The 17,856-nt window shown below is 71.3% G+C and carries 16 protein-coding genes and 1 pseudogene; 10 read left to right on the top strand and 7 right to left on the bottom strand.

Annotation, left to right across the window (positions count from 1 at the left end; genetic code table 11):
* Positions 1 to 23: 23 nt before the first annotated feature.
* Positions 24 to 1,295, bottom strand: coding sequence for a streptophobe family protein (locus IG08_RS0137790; protein WP_030613722.1), 1,272 nt, complete (start codon positions 1,293 to 1,295; stop codon positions 24 to 26).
* 184 nt (positions 1,296 to 1,479) lie between these two features.
* On the opposite strand from IG08_RS0137790, the gene IG08_RS0137785 reads away from it, so the two are divergent.
* A complete protein-coding gene (locus IG08_RS0137785) occupies positions 1,480 to 2,700 on the top strand; it encodes a DUF6777 domain-containing protein (protein WP_030613719.1) in 1,221 nt (406 codons plus the stop codon).
* 88 nt (positions 2,701 to 2,788) lie between these two features.
* On the top strand, positions 2,789 to 3,244 hold the full coding sequence (locus IG08_RS0137780; RefSeq protein WP_030613716.1) for an ATP-binding protein: 456 nt from the start codon (positions 2,789 to 2,791) through the stop codon (positions 3,242 to 3,244).
* Between the two features lie 90 nt (positions 3,245 to 3,334).
* On the opposite strand, the gene IG08_RS0137775 is transcribed toward IG08_RS0137780, so the two are convergent.
* Both IG08_RS0137775 and IG08_RS0137770 read right to left on the bottom strand, forming a co-directional pair.
* Entirely contained in the window at positions 3,335 to 4,231 is an 897-nt protein-coding gene (locus tag IG08_RS0137775) for an RNA polymerase sigma factor SigF (protein ID WP_030613713.1), read from the bottom strand.
* 213 nt (positions 4,232 to 4,444) lie between these two features.
* Positions 4,445 to 5,230, bottom strand: coding sequence for a class I SAM-dependent methyltransferase (locus tag IG08_RS0137770; RefSeq protein ID WP_030613710.1), 786 nt, complete (start codon positions 5,228 to 5,230; stop codon positions 4,445 to 4,447).
* 87 nt (positions 5,231 to 5,317) lie between these two features.
* Here IG08_RS0137770 and IG08_RS62745 point away from each other — a divergent pair, with 87 nt between their 5' ends.
* Positions 5,318 to 5,797 carry a helix-turn-helix domain-containing protein gene (locus IG08_RS62745; RefSeq protein WP_030613707.1) on the top strand — a complete coding sequence of 160 codons (480 nt, stop codon included), beginning with the start codon at positions 5,318 to 5,320 and terminating at the stop codon, positions 5,795 to 5,797.
* Positions 5,798 to 5,812: 15 nt separating this feature from the next.
* On the opposite strand, the gene IG08_RS0137760 is transcribed toward IG08_RS62745, so the two are convergent.
* The 3 genes from IG08_RS0137760 to IG08_RS0137750 all read right to left on the bottom strand — a co-directional run bounded on the left by IG08_RS0137760 (position 5,813) and on the right by IG08_RS0137750 (position 8,385).
* A complete protein-coding gene (locus IG08_RS0137760) occupies positions 5,813 to 6,415 on the bottom strand; it encodes a ClpP family protease (RefSeq protein ID WP_030613702.1) in 603 nt (200 codons plus the stop codon).
* Between the two features lies 1 nt (position 6,416).
* Positions 6,417 to 7,055 carry an ATP-dependent Clp protease proteolytic subunit gene (locus IG08_RS0137755; protein ID WP_030613699.1) on the bottom strand — a complete coding sequence of 213 codons (639 nt, stop codon included), beginning with the start codon at positions 7,053 to 7,055 and terminating at the stop codon, positions 6,417 to 6,419.
* A gap of 118 nt (positions 7,056 to 7,173) precedes the next feature.
* Complete coding sequence (locus IG08_RS0137750; protein ID WP_030613696.1) at positions 7,174 to 8,385, bottom strand: epoxide hydrolase family protein; 1,212 nt, start codon at positions 8,383 to 8,385, stop codon at positions 7,174 to 7,176.
* Between the two features lie 124 nt (positions 8,386 to 8,509).
* Here IG08_RS0137750 and IG08_RS57725 point away from each other — a divergent pair.
* The 7 genes and pseudogenes from IG08_RS57725 to IG08_RS0137720 form a co-directional block, all read left to right on the top strand.
* Positions 8,510 to 8,869 (top strand): annotated as a pseudogene (locus tag IG08_RS57725) (VOC family protein); the annotation flags it as partial.
* Positions 8,870 to 9,096: 227 nt separating this feature from the next.
* Entirely contained in the window at positions 9,097 to 10,665 is a 1,569-nt protein-coding gene (locus tag IG08_RS0137745) for an ABC transporter substrate-binding protein (RefSeq protein WP_030613694.1), read from the top strand.
* 2 nt (positions 10,666 to 10,667) lie between these two features.
* Positions 10,668 to 11,624 (top strand): ABC transporter permease, encoded by a 957-nt coding sequence (locus tag IG08_RS0137740; protein ID WP_030613692.1) that lies wholly within the window; start codon positions 10,668 to 10,670, stop codon positions 11,622 to 11,624.
* Entirely contained in the window at positions 11,621 to 12,508 is an 888-nt protein-coding gene (locus tag IG08_RS0137735; protein WP_030613690.1) for an ABC transporter permease, read from the top strand. Before IG08_RS0137740 ends, IG08_RS0137735 begins: the two co-directional genes overlap by 4 nt.
* Positions 12,508 to 14,235, top strand: coding sequence for a dipeptide ABC transporter ATP-binding protein (locus IG08_RS0137730; protein ID WP_030613688.1), 1,728 nt, complete (start codon positions 12,508 to 12,510; stop codon positions 14,233 to 14,235). Before IG08_RS0137735 ends, IG08_RS0137730 begins: the two co-directional genes overlap by 1 nt.
* Complete coding sequence (locus tag IG08_RS0137725) at positions 14,232 to 16,256, top strand: CocE/NonD family hydrolase (RefSeq protein ID WP_030613686.1); 2,025 nt, start codon at positions 14,232 to 14,234, stop codon at positions 16,254 to 16,256. The genes IG08_RS0137730 and IG08_RS0137725 overlap by 4 nt, the downstream gene beginning before the upstream one ends.
* Entirely contained in the window at positions 16,223 to 16,918 is a 696-nt protein-coding gene (locus tag IG08_RS0137720; protein ID WP_030613684.1) for a TetR/AcrR family transcriptional regulator, read from the top strand. Before IG08_RS0137725 ends, IG08_RS0137720 begins: the two co-directional genes overlap by 34 nt.
* Here IG08_RS0137720 and IG08_RS0137715 read toward each other — a convergent pair.
* Positions 16,881 to 17,798, bottom strand: coding sequence for a hypothetical protein (locus tag IG08_RS0137715; protein ID WP_030613682.1), 918 nt, complete (start codon positions 17,796 to 17,798; stop codon positions 16,881 to 16,883). The two genes, IG08_RS0137720 and IG08_RS0137715, sit on opposite strands and share 38 nt — an antisense overlap.
* Positions 17,799 to 17,856: the final 58 nt, after the last annotated feature.

Genomic DNA, 17,856 nt, shown 5'->3' with positions numbered 1-17,856 from the left:
CCTGTCACGCCCGGCGGTACGCGTCAGCCGGTTTTGAGCTCACCTTTACGCCGCACCGGCCGCGCCAGCAGCGCGCCGAGGAACCCGGTGACCAGCCCCCACAACAGGCCGAGCCCGACCGCGGCCCACAACTCGGGCTTCAGGAAGAGATCTCCGCCCAGGTCGCCGCCGAGGTCGCCGATGCCGAGCACCGACAGGCCGTACTGCGCGGAGATCCGGCCGACGAGGCAGATCATCAGCACTGTGAGCGCGACCGCGACCGCCATGTGCACGGCGTGCTGCCAGGCCCGCATCCGGGCGGGGGAGCGCGCCGCCATCAGGAACGCGGCGGCCAGCAGCAGCACGGCGTCGACGACCACCAGCCACCACACCCGGCCGTCGTGCTCGGCGAGCGTGCGCAGGTTGAGCGCGGCGGTGTCCGAGGAACGCAGCACCTCGTCCAGCACATGCGGCATCGGCAGCCCGAACGGGCCTTCCACCCGGCCGTTCCAGGTGGCGCCGAGCCCGATCGTGAGCGTGAGCCAGACCAGGTTGGGCATGCCCAACAGGACCACGGCGAGCGTCTCGGCCGCATGCCCGCGCGTCACCGCCACCACGAGGGCGATGACGGTCCCGAGGACGACGTAGGCGAGCAGCAGCACGACCATGGCGTACGCCGCCGGCCGCACCGACTCCTGGAAACGCAGCAGCCGGGCAGGCAACGCGGCCCCGCGCGACACCAGCAGGGCCAGCACCAGCACACCCGCCAGCCACAGCAGGCCGAACAGCACGGTCAGCGGCACGTCGGTCTTGAAGCCGACCTTCGGCGAGACACCGAACAGGTCGCCGAGATCGGCGAGTGTGTCGCCCCCGAGGGACAGCTCGAAGGTCTGGCGGGCTCCGTAGGCCAGTCCGAGGAGCGTGAGCAGCCACAGGACTGCGATCCGAGCGGCCCAGCCGGCCAGTTCCGCGGCTCCCGCGACCGCCCGGTGCCGCAGCGGGCGCAGGAAACCCGCGCCGAGAACCAGCGCGCCGACCAGCGTGACCGACAGCGGGATCACGGTGAGCCCGGCCTGGGTGTCGGCGAGCGCTCCCGCGTTGCCCGACAGCTCGATCGTGCCGCCGACGGCCGTGACCACGGTCGCCGCGACGACCCGCGGGAACGCGTTGTCCGGAAGGTCCGACGCACCGGCCGCCCACAGTCCGAGCCCGGCCGTGACCCCCATGGCCACCAGCGCGCCCAGAACCGTGGCCACGGCCTGGACCCAGCCGTGGCGGGCGACGACTGCCTGGTCGGAGAGGGTTCGCGAGCTCACCCTGCCACGCTAAGCAGCGCCCGCGCGCCGCGCCCGCCGGGAGGGCCGTCCGCGTCGGCTTGCGAGCCGTACCGGACTGGAGCACACAATGGGTTCGTCGTGGAACAAAGCGGTACAAACATGGCGAAAGCTCATCGGACGCCGATTGAACGCCGCAGGAATCCCACGTCGGGAAGAAGACCTCGTGAGCGTCGAACCTCCGTCCTCGGGCCGCCCCACAGGACCGCCCTCCGGCCCGCTGTCGGGCCCCTCGCAGCCGCCCTCGGGCCCGCCCTCGCAGCCCCCGGGCAGCAGCGGCGGAGCGCCCGAGCCGGAACCCCACCGGCCCTGGTGGAGATCCGTGCCCCGCGTCGCGGTGCTCGCCACCGCCGTGGTGGCCGCCGTGGTCCTGGCGGTCGTCCTCACCCGCTCCGACGGCGGCTCGAACCAGGCGAGCGGCGAGGTCTTCCTGCAGGCCGCAGCCAAGACCGGCCCCGACCCCTTCACCGAGTCGACCGCGACGGACAGCTCCGCCCCACCGGTCTCCGCCTCCCCGACCACCGAGTCCGCGCCCGCGAACGCGGTACGCGGCGTCGACGGCGGGGCGCCCGGCCTCTACGGCGGCACCCGCAACGTCTCCAGCTGCGATGTGGAGAAGCAGATCAAGGCCCTCCAGGCGGCCCCGGCGAAGAACAAGGCGTTCGCCTCGGTCGCCGGCGTCGCCCCGTCCGGAGTCCCGGCCTACCTGCGCTCGCTCACGCCCCTGCAACTGCGCATGGACACCCGCGTCACCAACCACGGCTACCGCGACGGCGCCGCCACCAGCTACCAGGCCGTCCTGCAGGCGGGCACGGCAGTTCTCGTGGACGACCACGGGGTACCCCGGGTGCGCTGCGCCTGCGGCAACCCGCTCGGCCCGCCCGTCGCCCAGCAGACGACCCCCCGGCACACCGGCGACTCCTGGTCGTCGTACCGCCCCTCGAACGTCGTCGTGGTCGCGCCTTCCGTGACGGTCATCAACATCTTCGTGGTCTACGACCCCGACCGCGACGACTGGTTCTCCCGCCACCCCGGCGACACCGGCGACAAGGACCAGAAGACCGACCCGCCGGCGCACCAGCCCTCCCCGTCGGTGAGCATGTCCACTCCGACGACGCCGCCGACGTCACCGTCCTCCCCGTCGCCCTGCGTCTCGTCGCCCACCACGGCCACCGGAACCCCCAGCGGCTCGACGACCCCGTGCCCGCCGACCTCGACCGCCCCGTCCTCGTCGGCGCCGGGCTCCGAGACGCCCTCCACCGAGCCCCCGACGAGCGAACCTCCGACGGCCGAGCCGGAGTCACCGGCCCCGCTCGCATCCGACACGACACAGTCGGCGAACATGTACAGCACAGCCGGGTCGACGGCGGTGTCCCCGGGGGTGTGACGCAGCCCGAAGACTGCCGCGCGCCGCTCGGGGTACGAGCACTGGTGCAGCAGCGTCCGGCCAGTCCGGCTTTTCGAGAGAGAAACGCATGATCGAGCACCTGGGCGGGGCAGTGATACCGACTGGTTTCGACGTGCCCGTGGAACCGCTACGGCGGGCGGCACACTACACCGGCGAGCCCGGATGCATCGCCGAGGCGCGGTCCTTCGCCGCGCACTTCCTCGGGCAGCTCAGAACCGAGTGGTGCGCGGCCATCGACGACCGCGCCCACGACGAGGTCCTGCTCGTGGTGAGTGAACTCGTCACCAACGCGGACCGGCACAGCAGAGGCCCGTACATCCTGGAGCTGGAAGGCACCGACGCCGGAGTGGCGGTGGTGGTCTACGACAGCAGCGCCGCACTGCCCCGGCGCTTCCCCAGGGATCCCGAACGCGTCGGCCGGCACGGCCTGGAGATAGTCCACGCGCTGGCGGCGGACGTCGCCGTGGAGCGTGTGCCGGTCGGCAAGCGCGTGCGCGCCGTTCTGGGCTTCAGCAAGGAGTGAGCCCGACGGGCCGTCGGGCGCGGGTGCCGTCCCGGACCTGCACAGGGAGGACCTGCACAGGGAGGCGGCACCCGCTTCCGGATGCCCGGGTCAGGCGCAGCCCAGCTCGCCCAGCATGCCCTCGCGCAGCCGCGCGATGATCCGCTTGATCAGCCGGGACACATGCATCTGCGAGCAGCCGAGGCGCTCGCCGATCTCAGACTGGGTGGCCTCCTCCACGAACCGCATGTGGATGATCTGCCGGTCGCGCTCGCTGAGCTCGGCCATCAGCGGCGCGAGTGACTGGAAGTCCTCGACGAGCCGCAGCCCGTTCTCCTCCACGCCGATGAAGTCGGCGAGGACCGCTTCGCCGCCCTCGGGCCCGTCGCCGGTGAGCGCGGCGTCCAGGGACGAGGAGTTGTAGCCGTTGGAGGCGATCTGGGCCTCGATCACCTCGCTGTCGGCGATGTTCATCAGCGTGGCGAGTTCGGCGACCGTCGGCTCGCGGTCCAGCCGGCTCGCGAGCTCCTCGCGCGCCTTGGCCAGTTCGACCCGCAGTTCCTGAAGCCGCCGCGGTACGTGCACGGCCCAGGTCGTGTCACGGAAGAACCGCTTGATCTCGCCGACGATGTAGGGCAGCGCGAATGACGTGAACTCGACCTCCCGCGAGACCTCGAACCGGTCGATGGCCTTGATCAGGCCGATCATGCCGGTCTGGACGATGTCCTCCATGTCGTCGCCGCGGCCCCGGAACCGGCCGGCCGCGAACCGCACCAACGACATGTTCATCTCGATGAGTGTGTTGCGCGCGTACTGGTACTCGTGTGTGCCTTCCTCGAGTTCCGACAGGCGCTGGAAGAACTGGCGGGACAGCTCCCGCGCGTCGCGCGGAGCAACGGCCCGTGGTTCCTCGACTCCCGGCAGTGGTCCCTCACCCGTCCTGGCCCCGGCGGTCTTCTCGGTGACCTGTGTCTCCGGCCGGACCACGGCGCTGACAGCGGTGTCCATTACCTCTCCCACGAGTTCACGGCTCGACGTCTGCCTCTTCGGCCTGGGTTGTCTCGGGTCCTGCTCGGCGTTCGAGGCTGGTAAGTACCCGCATCACGACAACGTATGCGCGTTCGGGCCACCGGACGACGAACTCCCGCAGGTCCCTCACCTTGCGCGTACCCGGTGAGTGACCGCACATGCCCGTCGCGTGTCCCCGTGGCGGGAAATCGCTCAGGCCTCCACCCGGGGCGCGGTGATCAGCTCGTGGAGGTGGCGCTTGGTGACGCGGCCGTCGTAGTGGGTCTCGATCAGTTCGCGGATGCAGGTCAGCAGGCCCTCGCGGAGCGTGCTGTCGAGGGCGCGGTGACCGGAGTAGGTGAGCAGTACGTCGATGTACTGGTCGGCGGTGTAGGTGATGTCCTGGGCGTACCGGGTCACCGTGACGTTCCCGAAGCGCGGGCAGCGCTCGAACTCGGCGGTGTCCGTGGGGATTTCGGATGCCTCCTGGAGCCGCAGCCCCGGCGGTGTGGCCGGATCCCAACGTTCGTAGCAGGCCTGGGCCCGGTTGAAGAAGTCCGTGGTGCTGTTGCCGCCCGCCACATGTTCCGTGGTGACGACCGCGAGATGTCCCCCGGGGGCCAGCGCGTCCGCCGCCTTCTCCACCCGCACGGCCGGGTCGAGCCAGTGGAAGGCGGTGGCGCACACCACCAGGTCGAACGGCTCACGCGGCAGCGGCCAGCGCTCGAACTCGGCCACCTGTACGTCCACGTCGGGGAACATGCCGAGCTGCCGCCGGGCCACGGCCGCCATCGCGTCGCCCAACTCCACGGCGGTGACACGACAGCCCAACTCCGCCAGCGGGACCGTGAGTTTGCCGGTGCCGGGAGCAACCTCCAGAACACGGCTGCCGGGGTCGAGGGATGCCGTGCGAGCCAGGTCCTCGATCAGGGCGCGGGGATAGCCGGGCCGAGCCCGGTCGTACAGCTCCGCATCCTCGTTGAACGTCTCACGCAGCACCGTGTCCACACCCTTCGCATCCGCGATTCCACCCAGGGCAGAATGCCGAAGTCTTCCCCTGACGGCCAGCAAATTTAGGCTGGAGAGGTGAGCAACCAAGCGCCGAACCAAGCCCGCGTCATCCCCCTGCGCCCGCCTGCCGCGCGCCCCGGGACCGCCCTCCCCCACTCTCGGCTTCGCTCGAGCGGGGGGACCCCCACCGTGTCCGAACGCCCAGTGTCCGCACGCCCCGCCACGACCCCACCCCACCCGCTGCCCCCGGCTCCTGCCTCCAAGGAACCCCTGTGGCGCGACCTGGTCGGTGACGTCCTGCGTCGCGAGCGCCTCGCCCAGGAGCGCACGCTCAAGGACGTGGCCGACGCGGCGCGGATCTCGATGCCCTACCTCTCCGAGGTCGAGCGCGGCCGCAAGGAGGCCTCGTCGGAGGTCCTCGCGGCCGCCGCCCAAGCCCTCGGCCTGGGCCTCGGTGACCTGCTGTCGCTGGCCCACGGGGAGCTGGACCGACAGCGGCACACCGGTCGCAGGGCGTCGAACACGCCGTACAACGGGCTCTGCCTGGCCGCCTGACCGACTACCGGCGCCTCAGACTCCGACGAGGCGCCGGCTCACCACCTCGTCGGCGAGCCCGTACGTCACGGCTTCCTGCGCGGTGAACACCTTGTCCCGGTCCATGTCCGCGCGCAGCGTCGTGATGTCCTGGTGCGTGTGTCGGGACAGCACCTCCTCGACCTGGGAGCGGATCCGCACCATCTCCTTGGCGTGGAGGGCGAGATCGGAGATCATGCCCCGGCTGCCGCCGCTGGCCGGCTGGCCGAGCAGCACACGCGCGTGCTCCAGCACGAACCGCCGCCCCGGATCGCCTCCGGCCAGCAGCACGGCCGCCGTGGAGGCCGCCTGTCCCACACAGAACGTGGAGATCGGCGCCTGCACGTAGGTCATGGTGTCGTAGATCGCCATGAGTGAGGTGAACGAGCCGCCGGGCGAGTTGATGTAGATCGCGATCTCGTTCTCCGGCGCCGACGACTCCAGGTGCAGGAGCTGGGCGATCACGACGTTGGCCACCCCGTCGTCGATCTCGGTGCCGAGGAAGATGATCCGCTCCGACAGCAGCCGGCTGAACACGTCGGAGGACCGCTCGCCGTTCGCGGTCCGCTCGACGACGTAAGGAATCGTGTAGTTCGCCATGTCACAGTCCCATCCGTCGCTTCGAGACGGCCGGGCGGACGTCGGCGAGCGACTCCAGGACCCGGTCCACCATGCCGTACTCCCTGGCCTCCTCGGCCGTGAACCAGCGGTCGCGGTCACCGTCCCGGGCGATGGCCTCCGGGCTATGGCCGGTGTTCTCGGCGATGAGCCGCTCCATGGTCACCTTGGTGTGCTCCAGGTTCTCCGCCTGGATCTCGATGTCGGCGGTGGTGCCGCCGACGCCCGCCGACCCCTGGTGCATCATGATCCGCGCGTTCGGCAGGGCGTACCGCTTGCCGGGCGTGCCGCCGCAGAGCAGGAACTGCCCCATGCTGGCTGCGAATCCCATCGCGAGCGTCGAGACGTCGTTCGGGATCAGCCGCATCGTGTCGTAGATGGCGAGGCCCGCGTGGACCGAGCCGCCCGGACTGTTGATGTACAGGCTGATGTCGGTGCGCGGGTCCTCCGCGGACAGGATCAGCAGTTGGGTGCAGATCCGGTTCGCGGAGACCTCGTCGACCTGGGTGCCGAGCAGGACGATGCGCTGGGCGAGCAGCTGGGCGGCCAGGTGGTCGTCGAAGCGGGTGGGCGGGGTGTCGCCCTCCTCGGCCCGGGGAGCGAGCGTGGTGAGTGGAGTCATCGGTTCTCCTCGTGGTGGCGGGGATGCCGTTGACTCCACTCTTGACCTCGGACGACGCCCCTCAGTGCTTTCTCTGCCCGCGGCAGATTCGCCGAGGGCAGAGCGGGCCGCTACCGCGTCAGCCGACGCCCTTCTCGCGCAATTGCCGGAAGAACGCCTGCACATCGCCCACCAGCAGGTCCGGCTCCTCCATCGCCGCGAAGTGCCCGCCCCGGTCGAGCTCCGTCCAGCGCACGATGTTCTCCGTCCGCTCCGCCTTGTGGCGGAGGGGGATCTGGGGGTCGCCGGGGAAGGAGGCCACCGCGGTCGGGGCGGTCGAGGGCTCGTGCGGTGCCGCGATCCGATCGCCCTTGGCGTGGGCGCGCTCGTAGTAGACGCGGGCGGACGAACCCGCCGTGCCCGTCAGCCAGTACAGCATCACGTTCGTCAGCATCAGGTCCCGGTCGACGGCCTCCTCGGGCAGTTCCTCGGAGTCCGTCCACTCCTGGAACTTCTCGACGATCCAGGCGAGTTGGCCGACCGGCGAGTCCGTGAGCGCGTACGACAGGGTCTGCGGGCGAGTGGACTGCACATGGAAATAGCCCGTCCCGTCCCCGAACCACTGGGCCCACCGGCGCCACGAGGTGAGCGTCCGCTCCCGCTCCTCCGGGCTCAGTGCCTCCAGCTCCTCGGGGGTCGGCTCGGTGGCCGCCTGCGCGCCGGGCAGCAGATTGAGGTGGATGCCGATGACCCGGTCGGGGTGGACACGGCCCAGCTCGCGGGAGATCCCGGCGCCCCAGTCGCCGCCCTGGGCGCCGAACCGGTCGTAGCCGAGGCGGGTCATCAGCTCGACCCACGCGTCGGCGATCCGGCGCGCCTCCCAGCCGGTCTCCCGGGTCGGCCCGGAGAACCCGAAGCCGGGAATGCTGGGCAGCACGACGTGGAAGGCGTCGGCTGGGTCACCGCCGTGCGCGGCAGGGTCCGTCAACGGCCCCACGATGTCGAGGAACTCGACGATCGAGCCCGGCCAGCCGTGCGTGATGATCAGCGGGGTGGCGTCGGGCTCGGGGGAGCGGATGTGCGCGAAGTGCACGTGCGCGCCGTCGATCTCGGTCGTGAAATGCGCCCATTCGTTGAGCCGCGCCTCGGCCGCCCGCCAGTCGTACTCGTGGCGCCAGTACCGCACCAGGTCACGCAGGTAGCCCGACGGAACGCCGTACGCCCACCCCACCCCCGGCAGCTCGTCCGGCCACCGGGTCCGGTCGAGGCGGTCGTGCAGGTCGTCCAGGTCGCTCTGCGGTATGTCGATGCGGAAGGGCTGGATGTCACTGGCCGCGGGCGAAGACGTCATGCTCGCGATGCTAGTTCCGAACCGTGTAGCGGCCACCTGGATTAACCGGCCACGCGACCGATGAGTTCCGGGGCGAGGATCGGTCGATACAGGTGACAGCGTTCCGCACGCCCAGGAGGTACTCATGGCAACCGACGGTTTCACCACGTGTCTCTGGTTCGACGGCCAGGCGGAGGAGGCCGCCCACTACTACGTCTCGGTCTTCAAGAACTCCAGCATCGGCAAGCTCGCGCGTTACCCCGAGGGAGCGCCCCAGCCCGCCGGCAGCGTGCTGACCGTCGAGTTCACGGCCAACGGCCACAAGTTCCTCGCGCTCAACGGCGGCCCTGAGTTCAAGTTCACCGAGGCGGTCTCCTTCATGATCTTCTGCGAGAACCAGGAGGAGATCGACTACTACTGGTCCAAGCTCACCGAGGGCGGCGGCGAGCCCGGCCCGTGCGGCTGGCTCAAGGACAAGTACGGCGTGTCCTGGCAGGTGATGCCTTGGACAAGGCCTACGCGGGCGAGTGACACCCCCGCATCCGCGGGCCAGGGCGAAGCGGCCGCCCCCCTCGAGGGTGGCGGCCGCTTCGCCATGGCCCGCGTAACCACTCGGTTTCCCGAGGTTAATTTCCGCCCCCAAAGGGTTGGCGACCGACCGCCCGCTCGTTATCGTTCACGCACTTCACTCAATCGTTCCGCTGAACGAATAGCGAGAGGGGCGGTCGGTACATGTCCGACTTCCACCATCCGGGACGGCGGTCGGTACTCGCCGCGGGCGCGGCCTCGGCGGCCGCGCTGCTGTCCGGCTGTACGGGGGCCGCGGCCACCCCCGTCCTGCCGGCCGCCGCCGGGCAGGGCACCCCCGACCGCGGCGGGACCCTGCGCATCGCCCGGCCGCCCGCCTCCGACGCCGAGACCCTGGACCCGGCGAGCGCCCTGTCCGCGTACGAGTACCTGGGAGCGCTCTACAACCGGCTCGTCCGCGTCGCCGCGAACGGCGATCTCGCCCCCGACCTCGCCGAGTCCTGGGAGTCCGACGGCAAGGCGCGCACCTGGACCTTCCGGCTCCGCAAGGGCGTCACCTTCCACGACGGCCGCCCCTTCACCTCCGCCGACGCGGCCTACACGCTCCGCCACATCCTCGACAAGGCGACGGCCTCGCCGCAGGCGGCCGTGCTCACCCCGCTCATCGACCCGCAGAAGCTGCGCACCCCCGACGCCCACACCCTCGTCGTCCCGCTGAAGACCCCCAACGCGGAGTTCCCGAGCCTGCTGACGCACTACAACTGCTACGTCGTCCCGGACGGGAGCGCCAAGTCGATCGGCCGCACCGGCATCGGCACCGGCCCCTTCAAGCTCGAGTCGTTCGCACCGGCCGGCCCCGGCCGGGTCACCGCGTACCCGGACCACTGGGCGGGCCGCCCGGTCCTCGACGCCATCGCCTTCTACTCGGTCGCCGACATGTCCGCGCGCTCCAACGCCCTGCTCGCGGGCCAGGTCGACCTGCTCTCCCAGACCAACCTCGACTTCGCGACCGCCCGGGTGGTCGCCGCCTCCGACCGGGCCACCATCGCGCGCGTGAAGAACGCCCAGTGGTACGTGCTCCCGATGCTCACCACCGAGAAGCCCTTCACCGACGTCCGCGTACGGCAGGCGATGAAGCTCGCCTACGACCCCGAGCACGTCGTGCAGGTCGCACTCCAGGGCGCGGGCACCGCCGGCTGGGACAACCCGGTGCCGCCGAGCGACCCGGCATACATCTCCGCCCACCCCAAGCACGACCCGGAACAGGCGCGGTACCTGCTGAAGAAGGCCGGCCACGAGGGACTCGCCGTCGACCTCTACACCTCCTCCTACGACCCGCTGTTCACGCCCATGGCCCTCGCCTACCAGGACTCCGCCAAGCGGGCCGGGATCCGCATCCGAGTCAAGACCGCCTCCGCGGACTCGTACTACACACAGATCTGGATGAAGAAGCCGCTGATGGCGACCTACTGGTTCACCGGCAGACCTGTCGACCAGCTCTTCACCGAGATCTTCCGCAGCGGCTCCTCGTACAACGAAACGGCCTGGTCCGACAAGGACTTCGACGCGCTCCTCGACCGCGCCCGCGCGGAGACCGACGACACCCGGCGCCGCGATCTGTACGGCGAGGCGCAGACCATGGTGATCGAGAAGGGCGGGGCGATGACCCCGATGTTCGCCGACCGGCTCGTCGGGATCTCGCGCAAGGTCCGCGGATACGCCGAGCACGGCTTCGAGTTCGACTACCTCGGCATCGGCCTGAAGGGGGCCTGAGCATGTTCTCCTTCATAGCCCGCCGCACCGCGGCCGGCCTCGGCACCCTCCTCCTCTCCTCCGTCCTGGTCTTCCTCGCCGTGCAGGCCCTGCCCGGCGACGTCGCCACCCAGGTCCTCGGCAAGGACGCCACCCCGGACGCGGTCTCCGCTCTGCGGGGGCAACTCGGACTCGACCAGCCCGCCTGGGAGCGCTACGTCGACTGGATCAGGGGCGCACTGCACGGCGACTTCGGCACCTCGCTGGTCTCCGCCAAGCCCGTCGGTGGCGAAGTCGCCATGTACCTCGGCAACTCCGCGCTCATCGCCCTGATCACCGTCCTCTTCGCGGTCACCGGATCGATCGTCCTCGGCGTTATCGCCGGCCTCTACCGCGACCGCTGGCCCGACCACGTCATCTCGACCGCCGGCCTCGTCGGCATGAGCATCCCCGAGTTCGTCGTCGCGACCGTGCTGGTGCTGTGCTTCTCGGTGGCGCTGCCGTGGTTCCCCGCGGTCGTCCTGTACGGCCCGGAGGCGAGCGTCGGACAGCTCCTGCCCGCCGTCTGGCTCCCGGCCCTCGCACTCGCCATCGTGATGGCCGCCTACATCGTCCGCATGGCCCGCACCTCGGTCATCGACGTGATGGCGAGCGAGTACGTCACCACCGCCCGCCTCAAGGGCCTGTCGACCTGGCGGGTCGTCACCCGGCACGCCCTGCCGAGCGCACTCCTGCCCACCCTGCACGTGATCGCGCTCAACGTCGCCTGGCTCGCGGGCGGAGTCGCCGTCGTCGAGAACGTCTTCAACTACCCCGGCATCGGCAAGCTGATGCTCTCCTCGGTACAGAACCGGGACCTGCCCGTCATCCAGGCCATCGCCCTGATCAGCGCGGTCGTCTACGTCGCCTGCAACCTCGCCGCCGACCTCGGCGCCATGGCACTCAACCCCCGGCTCCGCACCCGCGGGAGGACCCGATGACCACCCTCGACACCCCACCGCTGACGGTGGTGGCACCGGGACGCGCCGCCCGTGCCTGGCGCACCCTGCGCTCCTCGCGCACCGCCCTCGTCGGTCTCGCGATCGTCGCCGTCCACGTCGTCATCGCGCTGCTGGCCCCGCTGCTCACCTCCTACGACCCCATCGCCAACGACGCCTCGCACGCACTCCTCGGCCCGAGCTGGTCGCACTGGGCGGGCACCGACCAGTACGGCCGCGATGTCCTCGCCCGGGTGCTGTACGGCGGCCGGTACGCGCTCGGCGTCTCGGTCACCGCCACCGTGCTGACCGTCGGGCTCGGCACGGTGCTCGGGTGCGCGGCCGCGCTGCGCGGCGGCTGGTTCGACGACGTGTTGGGGAGAGTGCTGGACGCGGTGCTGTCCGTACCCGCGATCCTCACTCTGCTTGTCGTCGTCACGGCGCTCGGCACCGGCCCGCTGGTCATCGTGCTCGCGATCGCCGTCGTCTACGTGCCTCAGGTCGTCCGTGTCGTGCGCGGCGCCGCCCTAGCCGTCGTCCCCGCCGACTATGTGACCGCGGCCCGCGCCCGCGGGGAGGGCACCTGGGCGATCCTGCGCCGGGAGATCCTGCCGAACATCACGGACGTCGTGTGTGTCGAGTTCGCGATGCGCGCCTCCTGGGTGGTGCTGCTGATCTCCTCGCTGTCCTTCCTCGGCTTCGGCGCCGACCCGCCGACCCCGGACTGGGGGTTGATGGTCGCCGAGAACCGCACCGCCATCACCGTCGTCCCGATGGCGAGCCTCGCGCCCATCATCGCTCTGGCCACGCTCGTGGTCGGGCTCAACCTCGCGGCCGACGGCCTGTCCAAGGCGTGGGGCGTGGACCGGCTCAGGGAGGGCTCCTGATGGCCTCGATCGTTTCCGTCAATTCCCTGTCCGTGGCCTACCGTTCCGGCGGCCAGGACGTGTCCGTCGTGCACGAGGTGTCGCTGGAGGTCGCCAAGGGGCGGACGCTCGCGCTCGTCGGCGAGTCCGGCAGTGGCAAGTCGACCATCGCCGCGACGCTCCTCGGGCATCTGCGGCACGGCTCCCGGATCACCGGCGGCTCGGTCCAGGTGGCCGGCTCCGACGTCTTCGCCCTTCCCGCACGGGAGTTGAGGCGGCTGCGCGGCAATACGGTCGCGATGGTCGGCCAGAACGCCGGCCACGCGCTCACGCCGTCCATGCGGATCGGACGGCAGATCGCGGAGGCGGGCGGTACCGTGCCCGTCGTCGAGCTGCTCGAACAGGTCCGGCTGCCGCGCCCTGCCGAGCTGGCCCGCCGCTACCCGCACGAGCTGTCCGGCGGCCAGCAGCAGCGCGTCGCCATCGCCATGGCCATCGCGGCCCGCCCCGACGTGCTGGTCCTCGACGAGCCGACGACCGGCCTCGACGTGGTCACCCAGCGCAGCGTCCTCGACCTGATCGCCGCCCTGCGCGACGAACTCGGCCTCGCAGCCGTCCTGGTGAGCCATGACCTCGGGGTCGTCGCCCACATGGCCGACGAGGTGACGGTCCTGCGGTCGGGCCGGGTGGTCGAGGCGGCGCCCACGCGGCAGCTGTTCGCCCGCCCCCAAGACCCGTACACCAGACGCCTGTTGGCGAGCGTGCCGCGCCTCGACGACACCGGGCTCGCTCTCGTCGGCGAGACGGGGGAGCGGGAGGTCAGGCCCAGGGCCGACGTGCCCGACGACGCCCCCGTGGCCGTCCGTGCCCAGGACGTCACCATCGACTACGGCAAGTCGCGCACCGTGCACGGCGTCTCCTTCGACGTCCGGCGCGGTGAAGTCCTCGCCCTCGTCGGCGAGTCGGGCAGCGGCAAGTCCACCCTCGCCTGGACCCTGGCGGGCCTGCGCCCACCGTCCGGCGGCACGCTGACCCACGAGGCGGGCGACCTGGCCGGGCCCGCGCACAGGCGGCCGCTGTCCCTGCGGCGCCGGGTGCAGCCGGTCTTCCAGAACGCGGACACCTCGCTGAACCCCCGCCGCTCGGTGGGCGACGCCGTCCGGCGCCCCCTGCGGTTCTTCGGCACCGCGGCCGACCGTACCGAGGCAGCCGAGCGCGCCCGCCGGCTCATCGCCGACGTACGCCTCGACCCGGCCCTCGCCGACCGCCTGCCCGCGCAGCTGTCCGGCGGCCAGCGGCAGCGCATCGGCATCGCCCGGGCCCTCGCGGGCGAGCCGGACGTCCTGATCGCCGACGAGATCACCACCGCGCTGGACGTCTCCGTGCAGGCCGACGTCCTGCGCCTCCTCGACGACCTGCGCCGCGAACGCGACCTGGCCTGCCTGTTCATCAGCCACGACCTCGCCGTCGTACGAGGCATCGCGGACCGCGTCGTCGTCCTGCGCCACGGCGTCGTCGTCGAGGAGGGCCCGACCGAGGCCGTGTTCGCCGCGCCCGGGCACCCGTACACCCGGCAGCTGATGGCGGCGGCCCTCGAACCCGACCCCGACGCACAGCCCTATGTCGACGACACCCTCGACTGGGTCGATGCGGCGGACGAGGACGACCTCTGGACCGACCAGGGCGACAGTCATCGCGTCCGACGCTGGCGTCCCCTCAACGCCCCTGTGGCGGAAGGAGTTTCGTGAAGTACCGCGAGCAGTTCGAGCGCCGGGTCGTCCGCGAGGACGTCTGGATCCCCACCCGGGACGGAAGCACCCGGCTGCACGCCCGCGTCTGGCGCCCGGCCGACGCCGAGAGCGACCCGGTGCCCGCGCTGCTCGAATACCTCCCGTACCGCAAGAGCGACTGGACCGCTCCCCGCGACGCCCAGCGCCACCCCTGGTACGCCGGTCACGGCTACGCCTCCGTCCGCGTCGACATCCGCGGCCACGGCGACAGCGAGGGAACCCCCGGCGACGAATACGACGCACAGGAACTCGCGGACGGCGTCGACGTCGTCAACTGGCTGGCCGCACGGTCCTGGTGCACGGGCAAGGTCGGCATGTTCGGCATCTCCTGGGGTGGCTTCAACTCCCTCCAGATCGCCGCCCTCGCCCCCGAACCGCTGAAGGCGATCGTCACCGTCTGCTCGACCGACGACCGCTACGACAACGACGTCCACTACACGGGCGGAGCCGTCCTCGGCATCGACATGCTCGCCTGGGCCGGCACCATGCTCGCCTTCGCCGCCCGCCCGCCGGACCCGGCGAACGTCGGCCAGGACCGCTGGCTGCCCATGTGGCGCGAACGCCTCGACGCGCTGGAACCCTTCCTGCACACCTGGCTGGCCCACCAGCAGCGCGACGACTACTGGAAGCACGGGAGCGTCTGCGAGGACTACACCGCGATCGACGCGGCGGTCCTCGCGGTCGGCGGCTGGAACGACCCGTACCGGGACACCGTGCTGCGGCTGGTGGAGCACCTGCCCGCGGACCGCGTACGGGGACTCGTCGGCCCCTGGTCCCACCAGTACCCCGACCGCGGACTCCCGCCGGGTCCCGCGATCGGCTTCCTCCAGGAGACCCTGCGCTGGTGGGACCAGCACCTCAAGGGCATCGACACGGGAGTCATGGGGGAGCCACTCCTGCGCGCCTGGATCACCGACCCGGTCCCGCCGGCCACTTCGTACGACGTGCTGCCCGGCCGTTGGGTGGCCGACACGAACTGGCCCTCGACGAAGGTCAGTTGGTACGAGCGGCCGCTGGGAACAGGGTCCACCCCGGTCGTCGTACGTTCACCGCAGCACACCGGCCTCGACGCCGGCCGCTTCTTCCCCTTCGGCAACGCGAGCGACCTGCCTCCCGACCAGCGCGAGGAGGACGGACGCTCCGTCTGCTTCGACTCCGAGCCGTTGACCGGGCGCGTCGAGATCCTCGGCCGCCCCCGAGTCCGGCTCCGTCTCGACAGCACAGCGCCCCGCGCCCATGTGATCGCCCGTGTCTGCGACGTCGCTCCGGACGGCTCGTCCACGCTCGTCACACGCGGTGTGCTGAACCTGTTGAGCCGGCACGGGCGCGACCGGGCCGTCGAGTGGACGCCGGGGACGTACGAGGACGTCGAGTTCGAGCTCAACGCCATCGGGTACGCCGTCCCGCCCGGCCACCGCATCCGCGTCGCCGTCTCCGACACGTACTGGCCGTGGGTGTGGCCGCACGGCGAACGCGGTGAGCTGCGCGTCGTGCCGTCCGACAGCGCCGTACTCCTGCCCGTGCGGGAGACCGTTGAAGACGCCGCCGAGCCGCCGATCCGCTTCGAGGAGCCGGAGCAGGCCCCGCCGCTCGCCGTGACCTACGACCGGCCCACGGACCCGGCTCCCGAGCGGCTCGTCACGCACGACGTGGCGAAGGGGGAGTGGACGCTGGAGGTCGACCCCAACTACGGGGGATCGCGGACGTATCCGGACGGTCTGCGCTACGCGGAGAGCGCACGGGAGACGTACCGCATCCGCAGCGACGACCCGCTGTCCGCGCAGGCGGTCTCCGAGTGGCACATCCGGCTGCAGCGCGGGGGAGACGGGGACGGGTGGGACGCTGAGATCATGGCGCGGACGGAGCTGCGGGCGACCGCCGCGGACTTCATCATGGACAGTCGCATCGAGGCACGGGCGAACGGAGAGACAGTGGCCAAGCGCGCATGGCACCGCACCACCCCGAGGACTTCCGGATGAAGGCCGCGAAGCCCCAGCAGCCCGCGAAAGGCCCCCGCCGTGCCGTCCCCGCCGCCGACCGCACCCGCCAGCCCACCGAGGTGCGCCGCCGCCTCATCGTCGAGGCGGCCGTGCCGCTCATCGCCGAACGCGGATACGCCTCCGTCGGCGTGCGGGACGTGGCCGCCGCGGCCGGTGTCTCCGTCGGCACCGTCACCTACCACTTCGGCAGCGTGCAGGAGATCCTCTCCGAGGCGATGGTGCTGCACATCGAGCGGTACTACGCGGCGCTGAGCGAGACCGCCGAGCGGGCGACCAATGGGGCCGAGGCGCTCAGGATGCTGGTGGACGCGCTGTTCACCGAGGACACCGACCGGCACTGGCGCATGTGGTTCGACTACTGGAACGTGGGTGACCAGGCCACCGACGAGGCCTTCGCCCGTGGGCAGGCCCAGCGCTACGAGGCGTGGCACCGGCAGATCCGCGCGCTGGCCGAACGGGGCGTAGACGACGGGGAGTTCGCCGGCGAGGACCTCGACGGCTTCACGGTCCGTTTTGCCGCCCTCGCCGACGGCCTCGCTCTCCAACGCCTGCGCCAGGCACCCCCGTTGAGCACTCAGGACGCCCGCCGGCACCTGAACCGGCTCATCGAGACCGAGCTCCTTCGCCGATCACCCGGGTGATCTCCCGCGCGACGCGCAGGATGCCGGGGGAGCGGACCGGGCAGGGCTTCGGCGTGGACGTCGTGGGCGCCAGACAGAAGTGCAGGTAGTCCTTGTCGAGGTGGAGGGCCGTCCGGTCGCGGTCCGGCTGGGTGCAGTAGGCGGGATGCTCGTGCTCGTAGTCGGTGCACGGCAGGTACTGGACCCAGTTGTAGCGGGCCCCGGCGGCGCTCACCTCGGCGCCCCCGTCGGCGGCCAGGTCGCCGGAAGCGGCGGCCTGCTCCTCGTAGAGCTCGTTCACGCGCCGGACTCGGTCCGGGGTGATCGGATCCGGCCCCTGCAGCACCCACACGATCCGCGGGCGGCGCTCACCGCCCGCCGCGGCGATCTGCTCGGTGAGCCTCCTCAGGTCGGCCTTGTACCTGCTGAAGTACTTAGCCGGGGAAGCAGCGTGGCTGATCCCGTCCATGCACCACGTGTAACCCCAGGCGTTGCCCCAGAACTGCAGCACCACGAAGTCCGGGTGCAGCGAGCGGACCAGCGCGGCCGCCTTGTCGCGGTCCGGCACCAGCGAGCGCTCCCCGGTGCCCTCCAGGTAGTCGCACAGCGTGGTTCCCGAGTACGGCGCGCTCGTGTACGTCGCCCGCAGGTCCCGGCGCAGTTCCTGCCCGACCACCTTCTGCGCCTCCATCGCGAGCGAGTCGCCGAGATACAGCACCCGGGGCGCGGTGGCGGCGGGGGCGCTCGCGGAGGCGGGGGCCCGCTGGTGTGTCGCGGCGGCCGAGGTGCCGGGCACGTCGGGGGAGGGTGGCGCCGTTTCCGGCCCGGACGAGGGGTCCGTGCAAGCGCCGAGCAGCAGCACTCCGGTCAGCAGCACCCCCACGATCCACGGTTTCCGCATGCAGCAACTCCCGCCCCGGACACCGAAAAACGGTTCCCCAGGCAAGCACAGCCCGGCA

Source organism: Streptomyces fulvoviolaceus (assembly GCF_000718165.1).
In the GTDB taxonomy this organism is placed as follows: Bacteria; Actinomycetota; Actinomycetes; order Streptomycetales; family Streptomycetaceae; genus Streptomyces; species Streptomyces fulvoviolaceus.
The sequence above is the reverse complement of the archived record's forward strand: the minus strand, read 5'-3'. Positions and strand labels throughout refer to the sequence as shown.

What these genes read in the sequence shown, in the direction of transcription:
- IG08_RS0137780 (WP_030613716.1), top strand. Translation starts at nt 2,789, where the DNA reads ATGATCGAGCACCTGGGCGGGGCAGTGATACCGACTGGTTTCGACGTG.
- IG08_RS0137775 (WP_030613713.1), bottom strand. Translation starts at nt 4,231, where the DNA reads ATGGACACCGCTGTCAGCGCCGTGGTCCGGCCGGAGACACAGGTCACC.
- IG08_RS0137760 (WP_030613702.1), bottom strand. Translation starts at nt 6,415, where the DNA reads ATGGCGAACTACACGATTCCTTACGTCGTCGAGCGGACCGCGAACGGC.
- IG08_RS0137755 (WP_030613699.1), bottom strand. Translation starts at nt 7,055, where the DNA reads ATGACTCCACTCACCACGCTCGCTCCCCGGGCCGAGGAGGGCGACACC.
- IG08_RS0137750 (WP_030613696.1), bottom strand. Translation starts at nt 8,385, where the DNA reads ATGACGTCTTCGCCCGCGGCCAGTGACATCCAGCCCTTCCGCATCGAC.
- IG08_RS0137745 (WP_030613694.1), top strand. Translation starts at nt 9,097, where the DNA reads ATGTCCGACTTCCACCATCCGGGACGGCGGTCGGTACTCGCCGCGGGC.
- IG08_RS0137740 (WP_030613692.1), top strand. Translation starts at nt 10,668, where the DNA reads ATGTTCTCCTTCATAGCCCGCCGCACCGCGGCCGGCCTCGGCACCCTC.
- IG08_RS0137735 (WP_030613690.1), top strand. Translation starts at nt 11,621, where the DNA reads ATGACCACCCTCGACACCCCACCGCTGACGGTGGTGGCACCGGGACGC.
- IG08_RS0137730 (WP_030613688.1), top strand. Translation starts at nt 12,508, where the DNA reads ATGGCCTCGATCGTTTCCGTCAATTCCCTGTCCGTGGCCTACCGTTCC.
- IG08_RS0137720 (WP_030613684.1), top strand. Translation starts at nt 16,223, where the DNA reads ATGGCACCGCACCACCCCGAGGACTTCCGGATGAAGGCCGCGAAGCCC.
- IG08_RS0137715 (WP_030613682.1), bottom strand. Translation starts at nt 17,798, where the DNA reads ATGCGGAAACCGTGGATCGTGGGGGTGCTGCTGACCGGAGTGCTGCTG.